The organism is Burkholderia sp. (assembly GCF_018375725.1).
GTDB lineage: Bacteria > Pseudomonadota > Gammaproteobacteria > Burkholderiales > Burkholderiaceae > Burkholderia.
Window position 1 is genome coordinate 1 of record NZ_JAHACR010000044.1, and the last position, 20,207, is coordinate 20,207.

The 20,207-nt window shown below is 62.3% G+C and carries 31 protein-coding genes, 1 other RNA gene and 1 pseudogene; 18 read left to right on the top strand and 15 right to left on the bottom strand.

What is annotated here, in order from left to right; genetic code table 11:
- Positions 1-238: 238 nt before the first annotated feature.
- Positions 239-1,003: a ParA family protein gene (locus tag KH616_RS08405; protein ID WP_292241716.1), complete on the top strand. Its 765-nt coding sequence runs from the start codon at positions 239-241 to the stop codon at positions 1,001-1,003.
- A 293-nt stretch (positions 1,004-1,296) separates the two neighbouring features.
- Here KH616_RS08405 and KH616_RS08410 read toward each other — a convergent pair whose 3' ends face one another.
- The 15 genes and pseudogenes from KH616_RS08410 to KH616_RS25410 form a co-directional block, all read right to left on the bottom strand.
- Positions 1,297-2,529: a phage minor head protein gene (locus KH616_RS08410; RefSeq protein ID WP_292241718.1), complete on the bottom strand. Its 1,233-nt coding sequence runs from the start codon at positions 2,527-2,529 to the stop codon at positions 1,297-1,299.
- On the bottom strand, positions 2,530-2,790 hold the full coding sequence (locus KH616_RS08415; RefSeq protein ID WP_292241719.1) for a hypothetical protein: 261 nt from the start codon (positions 2,788-2,790) through the stop codon (positions 2,530-2,532).
- A 44-nt stretch (positions 2,791-2,834) separates the two neighbouring features.
- Positions 2,835-4,367, bottom strand: coding sequence for a DUF935 family protein (locus tag KH616_RS08420; protein WP_292241721.1), 1,533 nt, complete (start codon positions 4,365-4,367; stop codon positions 2,835-2,837).
- Positions 4,357-5,973, bottom strand: a complete 1,617-nt coding sequence (gene terL, locus KH616_RS08425; RefSeq protein WP_292241723.1) for a phage terminase large subunit — start codon at positions 5,971-5,973, stop codon at positions 4,357-4,359. The genes KH616_RS08420 and terL overlap by 11 nt, the downstream gene beginning before the upstream one ends.
- A 6-nt stretch (positions 5,974-5,979) precedes the next feature.
- The gene (locus KH616_RS08430) at positions 5,980-6,477 is read right to left on the bottom strand and encodes a DUF1804 family protein (protein WP_292241724.1); all 498 of its coding nucleotides are present in this window, start codon (positions 6,475-6,477) and stop codon (positions 5,980-5,982) included.
- 3 nt (positions 6,478-6,480) lie between these two features.
- Positions 6,481-6,768: a hypothetical protein gene (locus KH616_RS08435; protein WP_292241726.1), complete on the bottom strand. Its 288-nt coding sequence runs from the start codon at positions 6,766-6,768 to the stop codon at positions 6,481-6,483.
- On the bottom strand, positions 6,765-6,998 hold the full coding sequence (locus tag KH616_RS08440) for a TraR/DksA C4-type zinc finger protein (RefSeq protein WP_366834272.1): 234 nt from the start codon (positions 6,996-6,998) through the stop codon (positions 6,765-6,767). The genes KH616_RS08435 and KH616_RS08440 overlap by 4 nt, the downstream gene beginning before the upstream one ends.
- Positions 6,979-7,125 carry a hypothetical protein gene (locus KH616_RS08445; RefSeq protein ID WP_292241727.1) on the bottom strand — a complete coding sequence of 49 codons (147 nt, stop codon included), beginning with the start codon at positions 7,123-7,125 and terminating at the stop codon, positions 6,979-6,981. The genes KH616_RS08440 and KH616_RS08445 overlap by 20 nt, the downstream gene beginning before the upstream one ends.
- Positions 7,097-7,558: a hypothetical protein gene (locus KH616_RS08450; RefSeq protein ID WP_292241728.1), complete on the bottom strand. Its 462-nt coding sequence runs from the start codon at positions 7,556-7,558 to the stop codon at positions 7,097-7,099. The genes KH616_RS08445 and KH616_RS08450 overlap by 29 nt, the downstream gene beginning before the upstream one ends.
- Positions 7,555-8,298 carry a lytic transglycosylase domain-containing protein gene (locus KH616_RS08455; protein WP_366834275.1) on the bottom strand — a complete coding sequence of 248 codons (744 nt, stop codon included), beginning with the start codon at positions 8,296-8,298 and terminating at the stop codon, positions 7,555-7,557. The genes KH616_RS08450 and KH616_RS08455 overlap by 4 nt, the downstream gene beginning before the upstream one ends.
- A gap of 38 nt (positions 8,299-8,336) precedes the next feature.
- Positions 8,337-8,654 carry a putative holin gene (locus KH616_RS08460; RefSeq protein ID WP_292241729.1) on the bottom strand — a complete coding sequence of 106 codons (318 nt, stop codon included), beginning with the start codon at positions 8,652-8,654 and terminating at the stop codon, positions 8,337-8,339.
- Between the two features lie 121 nt (positions 8,655-8,775).
- Positions 8,776-9,480: a hypothetical protein gene (locus KH616_RS08465; RefSeq protein ID WP_292241730.1), complete on the bottom strand. Its 705-nt coding sequence runs from the start codon at positions 9,478-9,480 to the stop codon at positions 8,776-8,778.
- Positions 9,481-9,504: 24 nt separating this feature from the next.
- Positions 9,505-10,041: a hypothetical protein gene (locus KH616_RS08470; protein ID WP_292241731.1), complete on the bottom strand. Its 537-nt coding sequence runs from the start codon at positions 10,039-10,041 to the stop codon at positions 9,505-9,507.
- Between the two features lie 43 nt (positions 10,042-10,084).
- Positions 10,085-10,345, bottom strand: coding sequence for a hypothetical protein (locus KH616_RS08475; protein WP_292241785.1), 261 nt, complete (start codon positions 10,343-10,345; stop codon positions 10,085-10,087).
- Between the two features lie 81 nt (positions 10,346-10,426).
- Positions 10,427-10,732 (bottom strand): annotated as a pseudogene (locus tag KH616_RS25410) (helix-turn-helix transcriptional regulator); the annotation flags it as partial.
- Here KH616_RS25410 and KH616_RS08485 point away from each other — a divergent pair.
- The 17 genes from KH616_RS08485 to KH616_RS08565 form a co-directional block, all read left to right on the top strand.
- Positions 10,647-10,838, top strand: coding sequence for a DNA-binding protein (locus tag KH616_RS08485; protein ID WP_292241733.1), 192 nt, complete (start codon positions 10,647-10,649; stop codon positions 10,836-10,838). The pseudogene KH616_RS25410 and the gene KH616_RS08485 sit on opposite strands and share 86 nt — an antisense overlap.
- On the top strand, positions 10,835-11,884 hold the full coding sequence (locus KH616_RS08490) for a hypothetical protein (RefSeq protein ID WP_292241735.1): 1,050 nt from the start codon (positions 10,835-10,837) through the stop codon (positions 11,882-11,884). The genes KH616_RS08485 and KH616_RS08490 overlap by 4 nt, the downstream gene beginning before the upstream one ends.
- Before the next feature lie 69 nt (positions 11,885-11,953).
- Positions 11,954-13,549 carry a Mu transposase C-terminal domain-containing protein gene (locus KH616_RS08495; RefSeq protein ID WP_292241737.1) on the top strand — a complete coding sequence of 532 codons (1,596 nt, stop codon included), beginning with the start codon at positions 11,954-11,956 and terminating at the stop codon, positions 13,547-13,549.
- A 9-nt stretch (positions 13,550-13,558) separates the two neighbouring features.
- Positions 13,559-14,551, top strand: a complete 993-nt coding sequence (locus tag KH616_RS08500) for an AAA family ATPase (protein ID WP_292241738.1) — start codon at positions 13,559-13,561, stop codon at positions 14,549-14,551.
- Between the two features lie 7 nt (positions 14,552-14,558).
- Positions 14,559-14,747, top strand: a complete 189-nt coding sequence (locus tag KH616_RS08505) for a hypothetical protein (RefSeq protein ID WP_292241740.1) — start codon at positions 14,559-14,561, stop codon at positions 14,745-14,747.
- On the top strand, positions 14,744-15,049 hold the full coding sequence (locus tag KH616_RS08510) for a hypothetical protein (RefSeq protein ID WP_292241741.1): 306 nt from the start codon (positions 14,744-14,746) through the stop codon (positions 15,047-15,049). The genes KH616_RS08505 and KH616_RS08510 overlap by 4 nt, the downstream gene beginning before the upstream one ends.
- 28 nt (positions 15,050-15,077) lie before the next feature.
- A complete protein-coding gene (locus tag KH616_RS08515) occupies positions 15,078-15,623 on the top strand; it encodes a hypothetical protein (RefSeq protein ID WP_292241742.1) in 546 nt (181 codons plus the stop codon).
- Positions 15,620-16,246: a DUF3164 family protein gene (locus KH616_RS08520; RefSeq protein WP_292241744.1), complete on the top strand. Its 627-nt coding sequence runs from the start codon at positions 15,620-15,622 to the stop codon at positions 16,244-16,246. Before KH616_RS08515 ends, KH616_RS08520 begins: the two co-directional genes overlap by 4 nt.
- Before the next feature lie 10 nt (positions 16,247-16,256).
- Positions 16,257-16,649, top strand: coding sequence for an ASCH domain-containing protein (locus KH616_RS08525; RefSeq protein WP_292241745.1), 393 nt, complete (start codon positions 16,257-16,259; stop codon positions 16,647-16,649).
- On the top strand, positions 16,649-16,984 hold the full coding sequence (locus KH616_RS08530) for an HU family DNA-binding protein (protein WP_292241783.1): 336 nt from the start codon (positions 16,649-16,651) through the stop codon (positions 16,982-16,984). Before KH616_RS08525 ends, KH616_RS08530 begins: the two co-directional genes overlap by 1 nt.
- An RNA gene (locus KH616_RS08535) (hammerhead ribozyme type II) lies at positions 16,984-17,051 on the top strand. The genes KH616_RS08530 and KH616_RS08535 overlap by 1 nt, the downstream gene beginning before the upstream one ends.
- A gap of 8 nt (positions 17,052-17,059) precedes the next feature.
- Entirely contained in the window at positions 17,060-17,629 is a 570-nt protein-coding gene (locus KH616_RS08540; RefSeq protein ID WP_292241747.1) for a hypothetical protein, read from the top strand.
- Positions 17,626-17,793, top strand: a complete 168-nt coding sequence (locus KH616_RS08545) for a hypothetical protein (protein ID WP_292241748.1) — start codon at positions 17,626-17,628, stop codon at positions 17,791-17,793. The genes KH616_RS08540 and KH616_RS08545 overlap by 4 nt, the downstream gene beginning before the upstream one ends.
- Complete coding sequence (locus KH616_RS08550; RefSeq protein WP_292241749.1) at positions 17,790-18,113, top strand: hypothetical protein; 324 nt, start codon at positions 17,790-17,792, stop codon at positions 18,111-18,113. The genes KH616_RS08545 and KH616_RS08550 overlap by 4 nt, the downstream gene beginning before the upstream one ends.
- Positions 18,079-18,555 (top strand): regulatory protein GemA, encoded by a 477-nt coding sequence (locus KH616_RS08555; protein ID WP_292241750.1) that lies wholly within the window; start codon positions 18,079-18,081, stop codon positions 18,553-18,555. The genes KH616_RS08550 and KH616_RS08555 overlap by 35 nt, the downstream gene beginning before the upstream one ends.
- Complete coding sequence (locus KH616_RS08560) at positions 18,552-18,950, top strand: hypothetical protein (RefSeq protein ID WP_006484119.1); 399 nt, start codon at positions 18,552-18,554, stop codon at positions 18,948-18,950. Before KH616_RS08555 ends, KH616_RS08560 begins: the two co-directional genes overlap by 4 nt.
- A 213-nt stretch (positions 18,951-19,163) precedes the next feature.
- On the top strand, positions 19,164-20,207 hold a 1,044-nt coding region (locus KH616_RS08565), incomplete at its 3' end, for a hypothetical protein (RefSeq protein ID WP_292241777.1).

Genomic DNA, 20,207 nt, shown 5'->3' on the forward strand with positions numbered 1-20,207 from the left:
GCACGCTTCGCCTACCGCCTACCGCCTACCGCCTACCGCCTACCGCCTACCGCCTACCGCCTACCGCCTACCGCCTACCGCCTACCGCCTACCGCCGGGATGCCGCCCCGTTTCATGCCGATACAGGCCGCGCGCTCCCGTGCAGTCAAATGCCCCCTGATTTGATCCAGATTCACGCGATCGCAAATATTGCTCGGCTATGCTGGAATCTTTTCACCAATCCGAGCGAGAGGGGATCATGCGGCGAGTCGTATTCAACCAGAAGGGCGGCGTAGGCAAATCGACGATCGTCTGCAATCTCGCCGCGATCAGTGCCGCCGAAGGCCTGCGCACGCTCGTCATCGACCTGGACGCGCAAGCGAACTCCAGCCAGTATCTGCTCGGCGAGCAAGCCGAGACGGTCGGCCCGACTGCCGCGGACTTCTTCGAAACCGCGTTGACGTTCAACTTCCGGCCGGTCGACGCCGCGTCGTACATCCATCCGACTCGGTTCGAGAATCTCGATGTGATGCCCGCGCATCCGGATCTCGATACGCTGCATGGCAAGCTCGAATCCCGCTACAAGATCTACAAGCTGCGCGACGCGCTGAACGAGCTCGACATGTACGACGCGGTCTACATCGATACACCGCCCGCACTGAACTTCTATACGCGCTCCGCGCTGATCGCCGTCGAGCGCTGCCTGATCCCGTTCGACTGCGACGACTTTTCCCGGCGCGCGCTCTACACGCTGCTCGAGAACGTCAAGGAGATCCAGCAGGATCACAACGCGGCGCTCGAAGTGGAAGGGATCGTGATCAATCAGTTCCAGCCGCGCGCGAGTCTGCCGCAGAAGCTGGTCGACGAACTTGTCGGCGAGGGCCTGCCAGTGCTGTCGTCGCGGCTGTCGTCGTCGGTGAAGATCCGCGAATCGCATCAGCAGGCGACCCCCGTCATCCATCTCGAGCCGGGGCACAAGCTCGCGCAGGAGTTTCGTGCGCTCCATCAGGAACTGGCCGGATAACCACGCGGTGGCGGCCGCCGATTCGCCCGTCGTCAGCCGGCCGGAGCCTGACGCCCGCGCCATGCTTGCCCGCATCGATACGCTATAAAGAGGGGGGACGTTTAGTTTGAGATATTCATCGGAGGCCAAAAAAAGGCCAAAAAAGCCCGAAAACCCTTGTCTGGCGGGGCTCCATCTGTGGATAAGTCGAAATTAGCAATCGACGTTTAATTTGACCCACAAAGTGCCAAAATTCGGGGCGGATTTCGGTAAAAATTCGTCCATCACCCGCCCGAACTCTGTCCGTCGGTCGATCAAAGCTTCCCGCTGACGACCCGATATCTTGCTGACGACACGTCAGCGGCGTCCATCGTCCCCACTTCGATACCCGTACCGCTCTGGCTACCGTTCGACACCTGGTCGAGCCGCAGTCGAATCACGGGCACCTTGCCGCCGACTTTGCCTTCCGGCACCAGGATGACCAGCGGCGTTGCGCCCGTGTCCGCTGTATCGACCAGCACCGCCTTGTAATCCCACAACAACGCCGGTAATCGATTGAGCCACGGGCGCGGCCAGTTCGCCAGCGCCGCCATGTCGCCAGCCGCCGCGACAGCTTCGTCAGCGGCAGCCTGTGCGACCACGACCAGGGATTCCGTTGCATACGTCGGAAACTCCTGGGCGATGACTGCAGGCAGTTCCGCTTCCATGAAACCGACGACGGCTGGTTCAACCGGTTGCAGCGGCGTCACCGGCTTGTCGAGCCAACCGCGCCAGCGCTGCGCCATCGCGTCGCGATACTCCAGCCCCACCGAATTCATGATCGCGTTGTTCTGCATGTCGATGGGCAAGCTGGCCAGCTTCTGGCCCAGCGCCATGTCGGGACCGAGCCACGACTGGCCGACGTTGTGGTCCCAGCCAGGATCAATGCCGACCGGCACGCGGTCGGTTACTTCGCCGTCCGCATTCGTGACCAGGCGATAGCGCACGTCAGGATCGTCCGACACCTGTTTGCCGGCGGCCTTCATCTCAGCTTCGGAATATGACCGCGTCGTACACCGGCAACCCCAGCCACACGGCGGATAGTGCGTACGCCAGAAGCCTGCCGTGACCGGCAGCAGCGTGCCATTCCATGCACGGTGCTGCGGCCTGGTGCGATTGTCGAGCACCGCACGGTATTCCAGATATGGACGCCGATCCGCATTCGCAACAATCTGCTGCCAGCGGCCGGCCATGTAGGCCGAATGCATGTTCGTCCGGTAAATCAGCTCCGTACGCCAACCGCGCTTCCCGCGATACGACCACCCGGAGCGCTCGACGATCGCATCGAAGTCCTTCCGGAACTGAGTCAGCGTGGTGCCTGACTCACGCGCACGCACCAGTGCGTCCTGGATATCCTTCACCACGTCGAGCGGTGCACCCGCGATTGTGAACTGCGTGGCATGCATTGGCCCCAGCATGTCGTTCCAGCGCTCGGTTTCCACCGGCACCTTGCTGCGCAGGTTCGCGATCGCGTTTTCGGCCTTCACGCCGAACGGTTGAACAGACATTTACGCGCCTTCCTGCTGCAGCGTACCGAGCAGCACCAGCACGATGCCAGACAGCGCAAGCCGGCGCAGATCGTCGTCCAGTGCCAGCAGTACTTCGTCCGGAATCGGCATATCCGTGTCGCTCGCGCGATGTGCGCAGGCCCCGAAAGCCATGATTTCAGCCGCCAGCTGCAGCGGCGAGCTGGTCGGAGTGTTCAGTGCGGCTGACAGCGCCACGATCTTGTCGCGCAGGTCCTGCTGTTCTGTCGTGAGTGTCGACATTTTTAGCTCCTTTGAAAGCCCTTTAAAGCACGTTCAAACGGCGTTCAATCGGCCGTTTCCGCGTCCTGGTCGACGTATCCCTGCGTGAACGACCATTGAAGCGCCTGTCGCATGAGGCCCACCAGCTCGGTGTTGTCGATGTTGCCAACCAACTGCGTCAGCTCGGCCTGGATGTCGGCCAGCGAGCGTCCATCACGTTCGGCCTGTTCGAGCATCCGCGCGATAGGCTCAATGACGGCCGCCTCGAGCGCGGCATCAGCTGCGTCCGCAGCAGACCGCACGCGCGAGTCTTCGGCACGCGCCGATTGAATCAGCACGGTGTCATCAGCTGCTGCGAACTCGGCCGTGGTCGTCGGTGTCGACTCAGGCAGCAGCGCGTCGTCATCGTCGGTCGCCTGCGGAATGTTCAACTCTTCCAGCATCGCCTTGCGCGACGGCCGCGCACCCATATTGGCCGCGATCTGGTACGTTTCCGCGCGATCCTTCCCGGCTGCGTTGATCTGGAAGAATTCGAGTTCGGGCGACGGCACGTCTTCGCCGAAATTGAAGGTCGTAATCCAGCGGAAAATCTGCGACATCGACGCCGAGGCGATATCGCGATCGGAATCGTTGATGTCGCTCTGGCGCTTCATCGCCGTTTCCGTCGCTGCGCGCGCGCCGACGTTCTGCAGCTCGGCGATCATGGCTTGGCCGGTCAGGCACTTCGACATCTCGCGGTTAGCGGCGTTGATGAGCGATTCCTGGGGCAGCATCGAGCCCGATGTGTTCGCGACGAGCAGTTCGACGCTGGAGCCTTCTGGCACGACGGCATAACCGCTGTCGATCATCGCTTCGATCGCTTGCGCCAGCTGGTCCTGCTCGGCTTCCGACGCACCGAGTCCATACCGCGCGACCGGCCAGGGCAGACCGTGCCGCTCGCAGAACTTCACGAAGTACTTCCAGCCACCGGTTTTGAACGTCCACGGCCAGAAGCATCCTGACAGCAACGCTGAGCCGTACGGATTCGACATCGTGGCCATATGGCGCGAGACGATGAAGCGATACGGTTCATCAACTACAACGCCCATCGGCTCGGCGCGCGATTTAAGCATCAGCTGCGCGTCGACATCAAAGCCAAACCGGCGATTCGGACGGTCGATCACGTTGACCGGCACCAGGGAGCCGTCCCAGGCGTCCCACACCAGCTCATGGACGCGATAGCCGCTGAAAATTGCGCTGAGCATCTGCCACATGACCTCCAGCCAGTCTGCCGTCGAATTCGGCCGGAAACGCTGCATCCAGCGTTCGCACAGGTCGCGGGCCAGCATCGCCTTCGGATCGTCTTCAGCCCACGTCACGACGCGGTAATCCATGCCGCGAAACTCGCCACGAATTGAGCGGACCTCGCCGATGACGTGCGCGTCAGCCAGGATCGACGCATACACCGTGTCTGCGACGCCCATCGCGCGCAGCACCGGATCGGGATTCGGCAGCATGTGCAGCTTGCCGAAGAAGTACGGATCGGTATCTGCCGCTGCGGCTTGTCGGCCCAGCACGCCACGCACCGAGCGCACCATTCGTTTGATATCAAGACCCATAAACGGACACCTTTCGCTTGCCGGACTTGATCCGGGGAATAACTGAGCCGAGGCCCGAATAGGCCAGCATGTACAGCATCTGCAACGCATCCGGGCCATCGTTGTGATCGGCTTCCGGATAGTGGGTCAGCTGTTCGATGAGCACTGTCTGGCTCTTGTGAAGACGTATCGTCCCGTTCGCGCAGTGGGGCTGCAGAGACAGAATCCGCAGGTCTTTGTCGTCGCTGGACCGAATGCCACGCGCCGGAACCGGGATCATTCTTTCGCGCGAGCGCTCGACCAGGACATCCTTGAAGAACTCCTGAAACTGGATGATTTCGATGCCCCACACCAGACAGCCGTACTCCTCCTGGAACGCGATAATCGTTTCGATCTGGAGGTTCGGCACCATGCGGGCGATCTTCGCTTCGACCACATCCAGCACACCGGTCTTTCGATTGAGGCCACCGACCAGGCACGCACACGGATCGCGGCCCTTGTTGTGCTTGCCCATCGACGGATCGTGTGCGCCGAAGAAAATCCAGGCGTCGGACGGATGCACCCAGTACACCAGCTTCTGGAACGGTGCGTTCTCGCTGTTCGTCGGATCGTTTTGATATTCGCAATCGAACGCGTGATGATCGTTCGCGCGAATCTTCATCAGGCGCAGCAGCGGACGCATGGCCGGCCAAGACACGACAGCGCCGTCGTCCATTTCCGCCTTGCTCTGGGCGTAGAAGTTGTCGGCCGCTTCCTCGCCTTCATTGAGAAAAACCTCTTCCCACTTCTCCCACAGATCCATGCGCTTCGGCCATTCGATGATCGCGCGGAATTTGTGCGACTCCCATAGCGGGCTACGATGCACGCGGTTCGCCACACCGTCGTAATGCAGAATCGTGTTGAGGTAGATGATGTCCATCGATCCGTCAGGCGGCCCGAGCGGCATCACGACCTTTTTGACCCAGCGTTCGAGCTTGTCGCGCTGCGTTTTCTGCTGCACGTTCTCGTCGTTCTCGATGTCGTCCAGCAGCACCAGGTCGGGCCGGAACGGACCATGCCGAATCCCGCGCATGCGCTTGCCCGAGCCGAACGCCTGCAGCTTGATGTCGGTCGCCGTGAGGGCAACGCCGACGTTCCACACGCGGCCCTTGCCGACGTGCTCCGGAAAGTCCATCGCCAGCCGCGGATTGTCCGTCAGCTCGACCTTGATCGCTTCCAGCATCATCTGCGCCTGGTCGCCGCTGTCCATCACGATCGGGATGAACTTCTTCCACTGGCAGACGACGCAAAGCAGCGTGAAAACCTGCGTGACCAGCGTCGATTTTGCTTCGCCTCGCGGTGCCGACAGGTTGACGAGCTTGCCTTGCTTCGCGGCGATGCGCTTGGGCAGATTGTCGAAGCACCAGTCATGGAAGACGGACGATTCGGTCGCGTTGCTGTAGTGCGGGAAGTACGTCTGAAAGAAGAAGCGATAATCGCCTGAGAACACGCGCAAGCGCCGCGCAAGGCGCGCGTCTTCGTCCACCGTGAAGCCGTCGCATGCGGCTTCAATGAGCCGGCGCTGGTCGTCGGTGAATGCCATCAGCTCCTTCAGGAACTGCTCAGCGGCGTTGGATTTTTTTGCCATCGTAGGTCAGGAATATTTCTTGGCGACTTCCTGGCCGAACTCTTCCAGGTATGCGATGAATCGCGCGTGTTCTTTCGGGTACTTCGCCTGGACGAACGACGCGAAGTCGCGCAGCACATCCATGCAGATCGATAGCGTGGCCAGCTTCGGATTGGATCGGCCGGCGGCGTTCACCGTCTTGATGAAGCTGTCGGACAGGCGTGCGAGGATGTCGGCCTTCTGCACCGGCTGCAGCTTCTGGTTGTTCTTCAGTTCTTCGAGCGTCGCCAGGAACTGCATCGACATTTCCTCAACGACCTGACTGGTCATGTTGTCGATGTTGGTGCGAGACATGCGCTGCGCCGCGCGCGAGATATCCCAATCGTCGCCAGCTTCCTTTGCGGCCCGCTTCCAGTTGCGCGCGGTCTGGTACGACACCTTGCATACGTCGGCGGCCGTCGTCAGCGGCATGCCCTGCAGGTACTTCGCACGCAGCTGATTGCGGACCTTTGGATCGTGGGCCATTGTTCAACCACCCTTGATGAGGCGCGCAATCTCGACCATCGCAGCGATCCCTGCGCCTGCGACACCACCGTAGCCGGCGGTTTTCATCATCAGCCTGCCTTGACCACTTTCCAGCGTTGCGACACGACCTTCGATGCCGTCAATGCGTTGTGTGACAGCCTGCTTGAGGTCGTCGATTCGCTGATTGGTCGCTTGCTGACCGCTCTGGACCATCGAGCGAATGCCGCTCAGTTCGCCCTGGATTTGCCCGAGTGCCAGCAGCACCTTGTCGTTGCTGTCGTTACCATTCATCGCCGATACCCCGTATTCCGTTGCTCAAACCGTCCCTGGCATTCGGTGCAGCGTGTCGCAAACGGCACGCATGCGCGTCGTGCGGCGGGGATCGGTTCACCACACGCGACACATTCTTCTGAGCCCGCACCCTGGCACTGGGCACGGGCAAGTTCGATCGCCGCATCTCGCTGCATCTGCTCGATCTGCTGCGCCAGCTCGAACTCACGTTCATTCATCTTCGTTTTCATCCATCAACAGATACGGCGCGCATCCGGTCGGCATCGCATCGATCGCAATCAGCACGCCACAAAACCACGCGGCAAGGCCAAAATACAGCCGCGCCACGTCACGGTGATTCGCCTCCAGGTCCGGCATGCGACCGCTCGCCGGTTGCGGCAACGTGTCCGGCGCCCGCGTCAGATTGGGCGGCGGCGGCACTCGCAAAGGGTCCGGCGTTGGCTGCACGCCAGCGTTGCAGGCGGCCATCAGGCAGCACGCAATTGTCAACAGGGGTAGGCGCGTCATGGCGGGCATCCTCATCGAGCTGGTGGAAGTAGCGGTCGACGCGCTGGGCGCTCGCGTCAGCGCGCTGCCCGGCTTGCTGGCCGCGCTTGATGTCGCGGTCGATCCGCTTGATGTCGCCCTGGTAGGCGCGTTGCGCTGCTGCCGCGTTGTCGTGTGTCGCTGCGCTCTTGCCGTTGGCACGGCCAACGAGGTAGGCGGCACCGTGTGTCACGATCAGCACGCACACGGCCGCCGCGCCGATCGCGCGCAGGTAGCGCGGATCAAGGTCGGGAAGGTCGATCATGGCGTGCAGCTCCCGAGCCCCCAGCCGGCGCGCACGTACAGCGGTTCGTGCCGCTGCAGGATGCGGTGCGGATAGTCGGCGTTCTCGCGCTGGTTGCCGGGCGTGATGCCCGGATTGATGTCGCACGTCTGGCCCAGGCAGTACTGCGGCGCGCTGGATAGCTTCTGGCGCTTGTAGACCCATCCCAGACCGCCGTTGTAGCCGCTCAGTGCGAACGCCATGCGCTCGCACGGGTTGGCCGCTTTCACGCGGTCGTACAGGTGCTTGTCGTACGTGACGAGCGCGCGCATTGCCCAGGTCGGGTTATACGGTTCGTTGTCACGCAGGCCCGCGTAGACGCCGCTAATCCAGCTCGCGGTCGACGGCATGAACTGCGCCAGGCCCTGCGCGCCCACTGGGCTCTTTGCGTCGGCGCGCCAGCGGCTTTCCTGGTGGATCTGTGCGGCGAACGATGCGACGGGCGCTTCCAGGCCCCAGACCATCTGCGCCTGGCGACGCAGATCAAGCCGATACCGTGCAGCATCGGCCGGCACTTGGGCGTGCGCCGTCGTCACGACTGCCACGATTGCAATCACGAGCACGACCCAGCCGATGACGCGCGAACGCCCGATCGATTTCGTATCGCCGCGCTGGGTGTAAAGCAGCGCATGATCCTTGTCGCGGATATACGTCGCAATCGCGCTCAACATATCGCCAAGCGTTGCGTGCGTCGCGAGCGCGCTGTCGATCAAAACGTGCAAATGACGCGCGTGCGTCTCAGATAACCGCACGGGGCGATTCATGCTGCAAGACCTACGCAGATCAGGCTGGCTGCCACGATGATCGCGCGACGAATGGATGCGGCCTGGAATCCGTCGACGCACTGTTTGCCGTTGACCTCGCAGTCGTACACGAAATCATGCGGGCGCGCGTACGGGAAAATCAGGCGATCAAGCCAGTAGCCACCCCAGCCGCCGAGCGACATGAGGTGCGCTTTGTAGAACGTGACGGACAGCAGCGGATCGGACTGCCGAGTGGCGTAGGCAAGGATCGCCAGCACGATGCTGGCAACCAGCCAAACGGTAAGACGCGGGGCTTTGAGGTGGGACACCTTCACGATATGCACTCCAATAATCTGGGTGCACTCGCGAAGGTGGCACCCGTAACCTGATGAGGCTTCAGGTTACGGATTGGGGATCAAACGGGCTTTATGAAATGTTTCGCAAATAGCTCAAGCGCTATTCTCTTCGCGCGGCTTCAGCGCTATCTCCCGCGACAGCCGCTTTACATCGTCGCTTCAAGTTCGAGTACTTCGTTATGTCTTCGTCTATATATATTTGATCAATATTGGCACCGTGGATCGCGATGCCGACGCTTTGCAGCCTCGCTAACGCGTCTCTGCAAAGGGCCGGCGTACCGGAGTAATCCGCCCCCAGCACTTGCCAGTGATCCAGCTCGGCAGTAATCGGATTGTCGAAGCCTCGATAGTAAGTCGTGGAGTCCTTCAACAAATCCGGACGCGAAAGAACGAACACGTCCAACTTGTCCAGTAGATCGACGGTGTGAGCGGCAAGCGACGAACCATCTTCTACCGGCGAAAGTTTCGTCGCCGCGTGTTCAGTGAGTGCTGGAACTGGTTCATTTCTCGTTGAGCCGTGAAGGTCGCTTATAAGCACATCAGACGGTACGCCAACGCTGCTCTCAGCTGGCGGCGTTGTCTTGGAATTGGCAATGGCAAGCATAAGTCCAACGAACAACATCCCAATCGCCCATCCGACGCACTGCAAAAGTCCGCGAAGGCGAGACGGCGCAATGCGATTCCGATCGACGTACCACTGCGCGTACGCCGGATAGAAAAATCCAACAAAAAACGAGCAAACTAGGCAGATTACGGCGACTCCCAACGCTATCCAAGTAGCTCCCAAAAGGATGTTATTTAGCATGTCGGCTCCCGTTGATAGTCGACTTTACGCATTACGTGCTTCCCAATACGACTGCCATTTGATCATTGCATATGCGAGGGTAGATCGCAGCTCCCATGCTGTCATCGTCCTCAACACTTCACGGTTGAAGTTAGTACGGGTGAATTCCATCGTCGCTGTCTTGACATGTGGAACGGTCGTCCAGATGCGCAATACCTGCGCGACCATCGCGTCAGCGGATAACTCTCGACCGAACGCGCAGTTGCGCCATCCATTGAGGAACACACCGGCCTTTTGAACCATGTCCGGGGTCATTTCATCGACACTCTTAACGCCCAAGTAGGCATTCAAAGCACCACGTACGATTTTCGTCGACACGTTGCCTTGTTCCGCAGCGACGACCTCTTCCGCCCATGCTGACAGTTGGCCTCTCTCATGACGTGACAGCTTTGAAACGGCCGGAGCCGCTTCCGTGGGGTGCTGCATAACGATATGTGTCACGGACAAATCGCCCGAGACCTGAATGATATTGCTGCCCATTGCGGTCTGTGCAGCAGCGTCTTTTTCTGATGGCGTGGTCATCCTTCGGTGTTCCCTCGTAGCTCCAGCTTCTTACATTTGCACTTCAATTGGACTTCATTTTACCCCCGCGAGAAATTGAGATACGGCCGCCGACCTGCGTAATCCCGCTTCCACTCGCGATCATGTTGCCGTGCCCCATCGAAGGGTTACCAGTCCCTGGACCACGGCCGGGCTCCGTGGGTGGCGTCTCGATATTTGATGGTTGTGGCAACAGCGTTTTCACCATTTGCACGAACTGACCGGACGTAACCTCGACGCCTGACGTTTTGATCATCTCAAAGGCGGTCGAAATGGCCTTTTCCATTGCGTCGGTCGGGACGCTATTTGCAACCGTTCGCTTCCCAGTCGCGATGTACTGGACATCCGCCCCTACCGTTGCGATCGCGGCCAAGTACTCAAGGTCGGGGGACCGCTTACCGGTTTCGTACACAGTTTGAGAGCGTTGAGTGGTTCCGGCGACTGCCGCAAAGTCCGTCTGGTTGTATCCGAGGCGCACTCGCTCCTCTCGAAGGCGATCATGAGTACCGTTAGGTGTTGACATAGCACCAAATGTTCCTATAATGAATCCCAGTTGTACTGCTAATGACGTAAGAATGGGGTTCAATATGACAGGTGAGCAAGTCAAGCGCAAGTTGCGCTCGGAAGGGAAAACCATCCGGCAGTGGGCGGACGAGCACGGTTTTTCGTACATCCTCGTGTCGCGCGTCATCCGTGGCGTGCAACGAGGCAATTTCGGCAAGGGGCACGAAATCGCTGTAGCGCTCGGCATGAAGAAGTCCGCCGAGGTGGATGCATGAGCACGCCCATCAAAAAATCCCGGCCGACTGCCGAAGCCATCACCGCTCAGGAATCCACAAACGCTGTCGTCGCCAGCTCGAATTCCCCGAACGTTCGGGGAACCGGATTCGGCGTTGCCGAACAAGCACTGGCCGATGTGCTCGGCGTATCTGTAACGGGTGGCACCGAAGCGCGCGTCAGCAGCGCGGTAGCCAAGACCAACTCAGCTCTTCGGTTAGTCATCGAAGCCGGCCTGGTGCTTCTCAGCGTGCGAGCGGAATGCGAACACGGCACGTTTGAGGCCCTGCTGAATGAACACGGCATGCCGAGCCAGCGCGCCAGCGAAGCAATGACCTACGCTCGCTTCGCAGCTTCGCTGTCGCCTGCGGATCGCGATCGCGTCATCGAGCTGCCGAAAACCAAGGTGCTTGAGCTGGCCAAGGCCGACCCCGAAGTTCTGCAGGACCTGTTCGAGGATGACGCGAAGTTCGATGAGCTGACTGCGCTGTCCGTGCGCGATCTGCGTGTCGCGCTGCGCGATGCGAACGCAAAGCGCACGGACCTTTCCACCCGCAACGAAAAGCTGGAGCGCGAGCGCGATCGCCTGCAGGAAGAGCTGCGCGTGCTGCGCGAAGGCCGCGTCAAGACCGGCGGTGACGTGCCGGCCGTCGTCCAGGACATCCGCCTGGAATGCGCGGCTCTGCATAAAAAGGCGCTGATGGCGGTCGAGGATATCGGCCGGCTCGGTCGCGAGTTCCTGACCAATGGCCTGCCCGAGGACTCGGAGTGGAACACCCCCGTCGTTCGGCACCTGCACGGCTCGCTCACGGCGCTGCACGCAGTCATCGGCGGGCAGATCGCCGACATGCACCGCAGCTTCGGTGCGCTGTTGAACGGAGAATCGTCCGTCCTTGACACGTTCTCGCCGGATGAAGCCACGAGCTGCGCGCTCGAATACCGCGCGCTGATCCAGGAACACGACCACGAAGCCAAGGCGCGCGAGTGGGAGCGTGAAATGGATCGCCCGCGTAAGGCTGGCCGGCCGCGCAACGCCCCGACGAAGTAACCCATCCATCCGACCGACTACCGCCCGACCAGGTGCGATATGCGATCCGTACTCTTGAAATCCGACATCATGACCAGCCAAGTTCCGGCTGCACTCAATAGCGATCCGTGGCTGATCGCGACCGAGGCGCAGCGGCAGACGGCTGAGCTGCGCTTCCAGCTGATCGGCCCCGGCGTGCAGCTGATCCAGTCCGGTGCCAGCGTCAACAACGTGGCGGCGCTGCTGGCCGAGCGCCTGCGCGACACCGATTCGGCCGTCCAGAAGCAACTGCTGGCCCGCCTGGGTGAAGTGCCGTCCGTGTCCACGCTGAAGCGCTGGCTGTCCGGCTACCGGCGCGAAGGCAAGGTCGGCCTGCTGTCTAACCATACCGGCCGCGTGCGTAAGGACTACGGCTGGGAGCTGCGCGCAACTGCGCTGTACAACCTGCCGAGCAAGCCGACCTATGCCGCCGTGGCGCTGAAGCTGCGCAAAGAGGGATTCGACACTGCGACCGACTCACGCGTGACGCGTTACCTGAAGTCGCTGCCCGCGACGCTCGGCGAGAACAGCCCGGCCCGCGTCGGCAAGCATCTGCACAAGCTACGGCACCAGAAATACCAGCCGCGCACGCTCGAACAGATCAAGGTCGGCGACATCTACGCGGGCGACGGCCACACCAGCGATTGCTACGTCGCGCATCCGAACACGGGCGGGCTGTTCCGTCCCGAGCTGACCGCGTTTATCGACATCCGCTCGCGGTACGTGCCGGGCTGGTATCTGTCCGAATCGGAATCGGCGCTGTCGACGGTGTTCGCGCTGTCGCACGCGATGCAGACCTACGACCACCTGCCGCTGTTCCTCTATCTGGACCGGGGCGCAGGCTATCGCGCCAAGCTGTTGAACGACCAGGCGACGGGCTTCTATGCCCGCTTCGAAATGGACGTGATCGGCGCGCTACCAGGCAACCCGCACGGCAAGGGCTGGATTGAACGCTGGTTCCGCACCGTGCGCGACCACCACGACAAGTTTTTCGCGGGCGGTCAGCTCTACTGCGGCAACGACATGGCCGCAGAGGTGAATCGCCGCCTGTCCGTCGAGGTGCGATCCGGTAAGCGTCAGTTGCCGTCGCTGGTCGAGTACATGGCCAGCCTGGCGAACTTCATCCACGAATACAACCACACGCCGATGGACGTGCTGGACGGTCGCACGCCCGCCCAGGTATGGGCGTCACTCGAACGCAACCCGGTCGTGCTGTCCGCCGAAGCGATCGTCCGGCCGCGCGAGAAACGCACGGTGCGCCGTCAGATGGTCGAGCTGCACAAGCGCCAGTACTACGCGGCCGAGCTGGCGCTGTACGACGGCAAGTCGTTGACCATCGAATACGACCTGCACGACGACCGCACGGTGTGGCTGTACGACGCGAAAGACCGCTTCGTGTGCCAGGCCGCGATCGTTCGCACCATCGGCGTCGTGCCGCAATCCCGGCTGGAAGAGCAGCGCGAAAAGCGCCTGCAAGGCCAGATCAAGCGCCTGGAGCGCAAGACCGACGAAGCCCGTGCACGCGCCCAGGACAGCATCACCGTCGAGGAACAGCTGGCCCAGCTGCCCGACCTGAACCCCCAACCCATCATCGATCTGGATCGCCCCGGCAAGGGCATCGTGATCGACCTGCTCGACAACGACTAAGGAGCGACCATGACTTCGAAGAACCAACCCGACAACGCCGTGGCCCTTCCTGTCGAGTGGCCCGAGCACTACAGTGAAGCGAATCGCACTGAAGCTGCCGCCATCGCCGCGCAGCTCGCCGAGATTGGAAAGACGCGCTCCTGGCTCTCGCGCCTGTCGCGCGTCAACGTCGGCACCATGTCCACCGTGCTGAACGGCAAGTACACCACCGAGCCGACGAAGTGGTTGCGCATGATGTCCGACGCGTTGTCGACGTACACCGGCCGGGCGACCATCACGACGATGCCGCACGTCCAGACGAGCGTGTCGCAGCTCGCGAACGTCGTGTGCGACCGTGCCCGGAAGTACCGCAACTTCGGCGTGTTGACGGGCTTCGTTGGCGTCGGCAAGACGGACGCCGTGCGCCAGTACAAGGAACTGAACAGCCACACCATCATCATCGAAGCCAACCCGAACATGTCGCCGGCCGTGATGTTGGACGAGCTGCTGGCGGCATCGTCAGCGCCGATGGCGCGCACGCTCGACGGCAAGTTTGCATCGATCACCGAAGCGCTGGCCGGCACGACGTATCTCATCATCGTGGACGAAGCCGAAACGATGATGCCGAGCTGCCTGCACTATCTGCGCCGCATTCGCGACAAGGCCGGCATCGGCATCGTCCTGGTCGGCACCGACCGGCTGCTGCAGCTCATCAAGCCGAGCTACGGTCAGTTCGACCAAATCCGCTCGCGCGTGGGCTTCTGGCCGCAGGTCGTTCGCGGTGTCTCCCGCGAGGATGCCGACGCGCTCGCGCAGGCTGCCTTGGACGACCAGGGCGAGCTGTCCGGCGAAGTCTTGGACGCGCTCTGGCACTACTGCCGAGGCTCTGCCCGAATGCTCATCGAGAACTTCATTCCGGCCCTGCGGGACTACGGCCTGAAGAAGAACCACGATCTGTCAGTCGATCTGGTGCACGCCGTCGCTCGCGATGCGCTGCTGCTCGGCGACCAACGCAATGCGTGAGGCCAACATGACGAACCAGTCCGACTCGCATATCACCATCCGTCACACCGCCGGGCGCACGACCGTGCGTGCAACGGGACACTACGCGCGGCCGTTTCTCGATGCGCTCGCGAACGGTGCGCCGTCCGGCGAAGCCGCCGCGTTCTCTGCGTGGCTGGCCTTCCAGCCGCGTACCGTCAGCGAGGTGGCTGCATGAAGCGCCTGCCGAAACTGACTGCCGGGCCGGTGCTGGCCGAGCTGCTGTCGGGCCTGCGCCGCGTGCGCGCCGAGCTGCGCCGCCTGGTCGTGCGTGTTCGAACGCAGTGCCAGCTGCGTCGGATCGACCGCGACGAACGACGCGCGATCCGCGACCTGGACTGGATGCAGCGTGAGCTGGATTGCGCGCGGACGAACTTCACGTTGCTCCAGGGCGCGTACACGAACCAGCGTCGCGCGCTGTACCGCCGCCTGCAGGACACCGCCGCTGATCGCACGGGGGGCAGCAATGCCGCTTCCTGAAGTCGTATGCCCGAACTGCCGTGCGCGCATGAGCCTGGATGTGATCCTGGCCGACGACAGCATGCGCGACATCGTGATGGCACTCGCCGACGTTCACCCGGCCGGCGACGCGCTCATCAAGCCGCTGCTGCGTTACCTGGGCCTGTTCGGTCCGCGTAAGTCGCAGATGGCCTGGGGGCGCATGGCCGCACTGATGCGCGAGCTGGTGCCGGAAATGCGCGCGGCACAGGTGAGCTGGAACGGGACCACGTACGCGGCACCGATCGACACCTGGGCTGCAGCGCTGACGTACGCCGTCGAGCAGGCGCACGCCGGGAAGTTGGATTTGCCGCTGAAGTCGCACGGCTGGCTCCGATCCGTGATGGCCAGCCGTAGCGCCCGCGCAGCAGGTCGAGCCGAGGACGCACGCGAAGCGCAACTGCGCGGCATATCCGGCACCGGAACGGTCGAAGAGCGGCGAACCACGGTGCCGCCCGAGCCCGGCCCGATACATGTCGACGCCACGCTACCGAAAGCCGAAATGCCCGCACACATCCGCCAACAACTGAAGCTGAAACCAAGGAACCCATCATGACCGAACAGACGATTGAATCCATCCCGGCCGGCTACCGCAAGAACGCGCGGGGCCACCTGGTGCCAGAAGCCACGATCCGCGACATCGACCTGGAGCGTGACGGCCTGGTGCGCGAGCTGATCGCCGCCGTGAAGGCGCAGCAGGCTGCATTGCGCAAGCTGAAGGATCGCGCATTTGGCGACGCCAATGCGTTCATTTCGCTGTCGGCCGACAAGTACGACGTGAAGATCGGCGGGGCCAAGGGCAACGTGACGTTGCATTCGTTTGACGGTGCGCTGAAGGTCGTCATCCAACGTGCGGAGAACATGTCGTTCGATGAGCGCCTGCAGGCGGCGAAGACCCTCATCGATGAGTGCATCAACGAATGGGCGCGCGGCAGCGATCCGAAAATCCAGGTGCTGGTGCAGCAGGCGTTCGAGACGGACAAGGAAGGCAAGATCAACGTCGGCCGCGTGCTCGCGCTGCGTCGCCTGGAGATTACGGACGAGAAATGGCAGCGCGCCATGCAGGCCATCGGCGAGTCGGTGCAGGTCGTCGGCACGAAGACCTACATGCGCTTCTATGAGCGCGTCGACGGCAGCGAGCAGTACACGCCCATCAGTCTCGACTTCGCGTCGCTGTAAGGGGCACGCCATGCACCTGCTCAACTTCCAGTTGCAGTTCGAGCCGCTGATTACCGGCGGCTACAAACCCCACACGATCCGCGCGAAACGCGCGGATGGCCGTGACCCGGAGCCCGGCGACGTGCTGCGCATGTACGTCGAGCAGCGTTCACCACGTGCGCGAATCATCGCGCAGGAAGTCTGCGAATACGTGTCGGACATCCAGATTCTGCCGCCGCTCGCCGATCGCGTGCCGCAGGTGTTTGTCGGTGCGCGGCTGTTGGAGGAGCCCGACGCGGAAGCGCTGGCCCGCGCGGACGGATTCGACGGCTGGCGCGACATGGTGGCGTACTTCGCCGACCGGTACGGTCTGCCGTTCACCGGAAACCTGATCGGCTGGAACCGCACGCCGTCGTACGTCTGATTGCAGTAACGCCCGCCGCGAGCGCTTCGCGGCTACCTACCTCAACCAGGAGAAACAACCTCATGAACAAGTCGCAACTCATCGACGCCGTGGCGAAGAACGCCGAACTGACCAAGGCCCAGGCCGCTCAATCCGTCGACGCCGTGCTGGACGCGATCCAGCTCGGCCTGCAGGAAGATGGCGACGTGGCGCTGTCGGGCTTCGGCACCTTCGCCGTGACAGCACGCGAAGCGCGCACCGGCCGCAACCCGTCGACGGGCGAGTCGATCCAGATCGCGGCCAGCAAGGCCGTGAAATTCAAGCCCGGTAGGGCACTGAAAGACGCCGTGAACTGATGCGAAACGCCCGCGCAAGCGGGTGTCTATCCGGCGTGGTGGCCGGGTACTGATGATGCAGCCGAGGAATCCAACATGACGAAAAACGAACAGAACGTAACGGGAGCGCGATCGCCGCGACAGGTCGCCGCTGACCTGTTTCGCATTGGCGAGAATCCGGGCCTGCCCGCGTGGCAATACCCGGCGCTGCAGGAAGCGATCGAGCTGCTGGGTGCCCCTGTCGAGCGAGAGGCGTTGAGCAAGCTTCGGGCCGAAATGTTCGACTGGCTCGCGTCCTGCACCAATGAGCACATCGACGGCAAGATTGAATTCATCAATCGCGTAACCGATGGATTCGCTTTGATCTACGCCCCAGTCTCATCGGCCGATAGGATCGAAGCGAACGGCTTCACGTACGCGAGCAAGCAGGCAACCGCGTGTGCGGGTTGCGGTCAACACAAGCACACACCGCTTCGCATCGACCGTACGGGCGGGTATGTCTGCCTTACTTGCATTGACCGCGAGCTGGAGCGCGTCGTGACACTGGCCGACGACCAGCGCGCTGCAGTCGAATTCGCGCTGGGCGCGTGCGCTGGCCACATTGCCGGAGAGCGTCATGTGTCGGCGCTTGAATCGCTGCTGTCCGGCGTGCGGGAGGCTCGATGACTCCGGCGCGTTGCATCGTGATCGCGCTGGCTGCTGTCGGCGCTGCGGTCGCTGTAGCCGCAGCGCTCGAATCGATCGGCGTCGGCCACGTCCGCATCTACTTCGGTGCCGATCCGCTCATCTGCACCGTGCCCACTGAATCCTCGCCGGGAGTGACGCTGTGACCGATGTGAAAATTTTCTATGAAGTCGTCACAGGGGAAGACGTGGAAACCGTTCGCGGCGACAGCGTTCGATTGCCATACACCGACGCGTCCTTCGGTATGCACTCGGATTGCGACCGATGGGGGAACGTCACGGGCTGGACCGTCACGCACCTTCTGTCGGGTTCCCCGGTTGGCACTGGCCGCACGCGCAACGCCGCGTTCTCTGCCGCCGTCGCATACGTCGAGCAGAACAAGCCGCACCTCGCGTCGATGTTTGCGAACGCTGCTCAAGCCCGCGTGTTGCTTGAACACCTGCAACGTAAAGCGGAGGCTCGCTGACATGGCGCTGTCCACAGATCCGTCGAAGCGCGACAGCCAGATGGTCCGCCTCAAGGCGATGAAGGCCGGGATGAGCGAAGACCAGTACAAGGATTGGTTGCTGGCGCACTTTGGTGTGCGCTCTGCCACCGAGCTGTCGGACAAGCAACGCCGCGAGGCGCATGCACGGCTGCACAAGCTGCTCGACTCGATGAAGCCGCAGGCCGCGGCTGGTGCATGGAACGAACCGCAACTGCGCAAGCTGTCCGCGTTGTGGGCGCAGCTCGCGGCGTGTGGTGCGGTGCGCGTGAACACGGCCGACGCGTTGGAATCGTGGGCGGCAGGTCGTATTCCCACGCTGTCCGCGCTGCGCTTCGCCCGCGCCGACCAGTTGCAGTACCTGATCGAAGCCGCGAAGAAATGGTTACTTCGCGTGCAACCTGATGCCGAAACGACCGCATGAATACGCCGCCCCTCATCAACCGTGCTGCGCTGCCCGAGCTGCTGCGCGAACTCATCGACTGCGTTGGTGAGGCGGCTGCGTTCGCGCTGATCGACTGGCGCGGCGGTGCATATCTGTCGGTGCCCAAGCGTGTCGATCCGCAGCACATGCTGGTCGAGCATATTGGCCCGGTCGCGTTCGTTGCCCTGGTCGAGCGCTTCGGCGGCGAGACCGTCATGCTGCCGAAGAAGGACGCCGTGACGCGCCAGCAACGGCACCAGATCGTTCGCCAGCTCCGCATGGAGCGGCTCACGGTCGACCAGATCGCGATCCGCACCGGGTACACGATGCGCCGCGTGTTCCAGATACTCGGCGAGCATCCCGCAGAGCCGTCTAGCGGCGACCTGTTCGAGTGATCGCCGCCCCCTCCAGCCAGACCCTTTTCAAAAAGCGCTGAAACGTCATCAAAAACCGCTGATGACCTGTCGGACGACTCTACGGTCGTCCGACCCCGCCAACGGCTCCTAGGCCGTTTAAACGCGTCCACCTCCCGACCCGCCACAGAGAACCATTTGCTTGTGAAATGGTTCACCATTTTTTCCTGATCCGCGCCCCGCAGACTGCGAGGCATGGACAAGACCACTTCTCCCCAAGCCAAGGGCCTCGCCAACTGGATCGAGGTGTTTCGTGCAGGCAACCACGTTGCTGCTGACGGACGGCCGATTAGCTTCTCCCGTACGGACCTCGACCAGATGGTCGCGAATCACGCGACCGGCGCAGCGCCCGCCGTGCTCGGCCATCCGAAGCACAACGATCCGGCCTACGCCTGGACGGCCGAGCTGAAGCGCGACGGCGACTCGCTCTTCGCACGCTTCCAGGACATCAACCCGCAATTCGAAGCCGGCGTCGAATCCGGCGCGTACCGCAATCGCTCGGTGTCCGTGTTCAAAGACCAGCAGCGCGGCTGGCGTGTGCGACATGTCGGCTGGCTCGGCGCTGTTGCTCCGGCGATCGACGGCTTGCGTCCGGTCGAGTTCGCGGACGGCCAGGAGTATTTCGAGTTCGCTGCACCAGGCGTCTTTCAACTCGGCTGGGGCCTGGAATCGGCCGCACGCCTGTTCCGTGGCGTGCGTGAGTGGCTGATCGGCGACCGTGGCCAGGACGTAGCCGATGCCGTGGTGCCCAACTGGCAGATCGATTCCATCGAAGAGGCTGCGCGTGCGGCAAACGACGTTGAGCCCGTCGTCGCAGCTTCCGCTTTTTCTCACTCTGGAGGTAACGACGTGACCATCACGCAGCAAGACCTGGACCGAGCACGCCAGGACGGAATCAACCAAGGGATCACGCAGGGCCGCGACGCTGCGACCGCTGAGTTCAGCCAGCAAGTCACCGATGCCAACGCGCGGGCCGCATCGGTCGAAAGCGAGCGCCGCACCGAACGCATCTCGTCGCAGATCGCTGGCTGGGTCAAGGAAGGCCGTGTGCTGCCCGCCGAACAGTCTGGCCTGGCCGAGTTCATGACGCAGATCGAAGCCGCCGGCCAGTCGTTCGAATTCTCGGCCGGCAACGGCACGGTCAAGAAGACGCCCGCGCAGTGGTTCGCCGAGTTCATGTCGGCTCGCACACCGGTCGTGAAGCTCGGCCAGCGCGACATCGGCGACGCGCAGACCGAC

Bases quoted from the DNA above. Each gene is read 5' to 3' on its own strand.
- KH616_RS08405 (WP_292241716.1), top strand. From the start codon at position 239: ATGCGGCGAGTCGTATTCAACCAGAAGGGCGGCGTAGGCAAATCGACG.
- KH616_RS08410 (WP_292241718.1), bottom strand. From the start codon at position 2,529: ATGTCTGTTCAACCGTTCGGCGTGAAGGCCGAAAACGCGATCGCGAAC.
- KH616_RS08415 (WP_292241719.1), bottom strand. From the start codon at position 2,790: ATGTCGACACTCACGACAGAACAGCAGGACCTGCGCGACAAGATCGTG.
- KH616_RS08420 (WP_292241721.1), bottom strand. From the start codon at position 4,367: ATGGGTCTTGATATCAAACGAATGGTGCGCTCGGTGCGTGGCGTGCTG.
- terL (WP_292241723.1), bottom strand. From the start codon at position 5,973: ATGGCAAAAAAATCCAACGCCGCTGAGCAGTTCCTGAAGGAGCTGATG.
- KH616_RS08430 (WP_292241724.1), bottom strand. From the start codon at position 6,477: ATGGCCCACGATCCAAAGGTCCGCAATCAGCTGCGTGCGAAGTACCTG.
- KH616_RS08435 (WP_292241726.1), bottom strand. From the start codon at position 6,768: ATGAATGGTAACGACAGCAACGACAAGGTGCTGCTGGCACTCGGGCAA.
- KH616_RS08440 (WP_366834272.1), bottom strand. From the start codon at position 6,998: ATGAAAACGAAGATGAATGAACGTGAGTTCGAGCTGGCGCAGCAGATC.
- KH616_RS08445 (WP_292241727.1), bottom strand. From the start codon at position 7,125: ATGCCGGACCTGGAGGCGAATCACCGTGACGTGGCGCGGCTGTATTTT.
- KH616_RS08450 (WP_292241728.1), bottom strand. From the start codon at position 7,558: ATGATCGACCTTCCCGACCTTGATCCGCGCTACCTGCGCGCGATCGGC.
- KH616_RS08465 (WP_292241730.1), bottom strand. From the start codon at position 9,480: ATGCTAAATAACATCCTTTTGGGAGCTACTTGGATAGCGTTGGGAGTC.
- KH616_RS08470 (WP_292241731.1), bottom strand. From the start codon at position 10,041: ATGACCACGCCATCAGAAAAAGACGCTGCTGCACAGACCGCAATGGGC.
- KH616_RS08475 (WP_292241785.1), bottom strand. From the start codon at position 10,345: ATGGAAAAGGCCATTTCGACCGCCTTTGAGATGATCAAAACGTCAGGC.
- KH616_RS08485 (WP_292241733.1), top strand. From the start codon at position 10,647: ATGACAGGTGAGCAAGTCAAGCGCAAGTTGCGCTCGGAAGGGAAAACC.
- KH616_RS08490 (WP_292241735.1), top strand. From the start codon at position 10,835: ATGAGCACGCCCATCAAAAAATCCCGGCCGACTGCCGAAGCCATCACC.
- KH616_RS08495 (WP_292241737.1), top strand. From the start codon at position 11,954: ATGACCAGCCAAGTTCCGGCTGCACTCAATAGCGATCCGTGGCTGATC.
- KH616_RS08500 (WP_292241738.1), top strand. From the start codon at position 13,559: ATGACTTCGAAGAACCAACCCGACAACGCCGTGGCCCTTCCTGTCGAG.
- KH616_RS08505 (WP_292241740.1), top strand. From the start codon at position 14,559: ATGACGAACCAGTCCGACTCGCATATCACCATCCGTCACACCGCCGGG.
- KH616_RS08510 (WP_292241741.1), top strand. From the start codon at position 14,744: ATGAAGCGCCTGCCGAAACTGACTGCCGGGCCGGTGCTGGCCGAGCTG.
- KH616_RS08515 (WP_292241742.1), top strand. From the start codon at position 15,078: ATGAGCCTGGATGTGATCCTGGCCGACGACAGCATGCGCGACATCGTG.
- KH616_RS08520 (WP_292241744.1), top strand. From the start codon at position 15,620: ATGACCGAACAGACGATTGAATCCATCCCGGCCGGCTACCGCAAGAAC.
- KH616_RS08525 (WP_292241745.1), top strand. From the start codon at position 16,257: ATGCACCTGCTCAACTTCCAGTTGCAGTTCGAGCCGCTGATTACCGGC.
- KH616_RS08540 (WP_292241747.1), top strand. From the start codon at position 17,060: ATGACGAAAAACGAACAGAACGTAACGGGAGCGCGATCGCCGCGACAG.
- KH616_RS08545 (WP_292241748.1), top strand. From the start codon at position 17,626: ATGACTCCGGCGCGTTGCATCGTGATCGCGCTGGCTGCTGTCGGCGCT.
- KH616_RS08560 (WP_006484119.1), top strand. From the start codon at position 18,552: ATGAATACGCCGCCCCTCATCAACCGTGCTGCGCTGCCCGAGCTGCTG.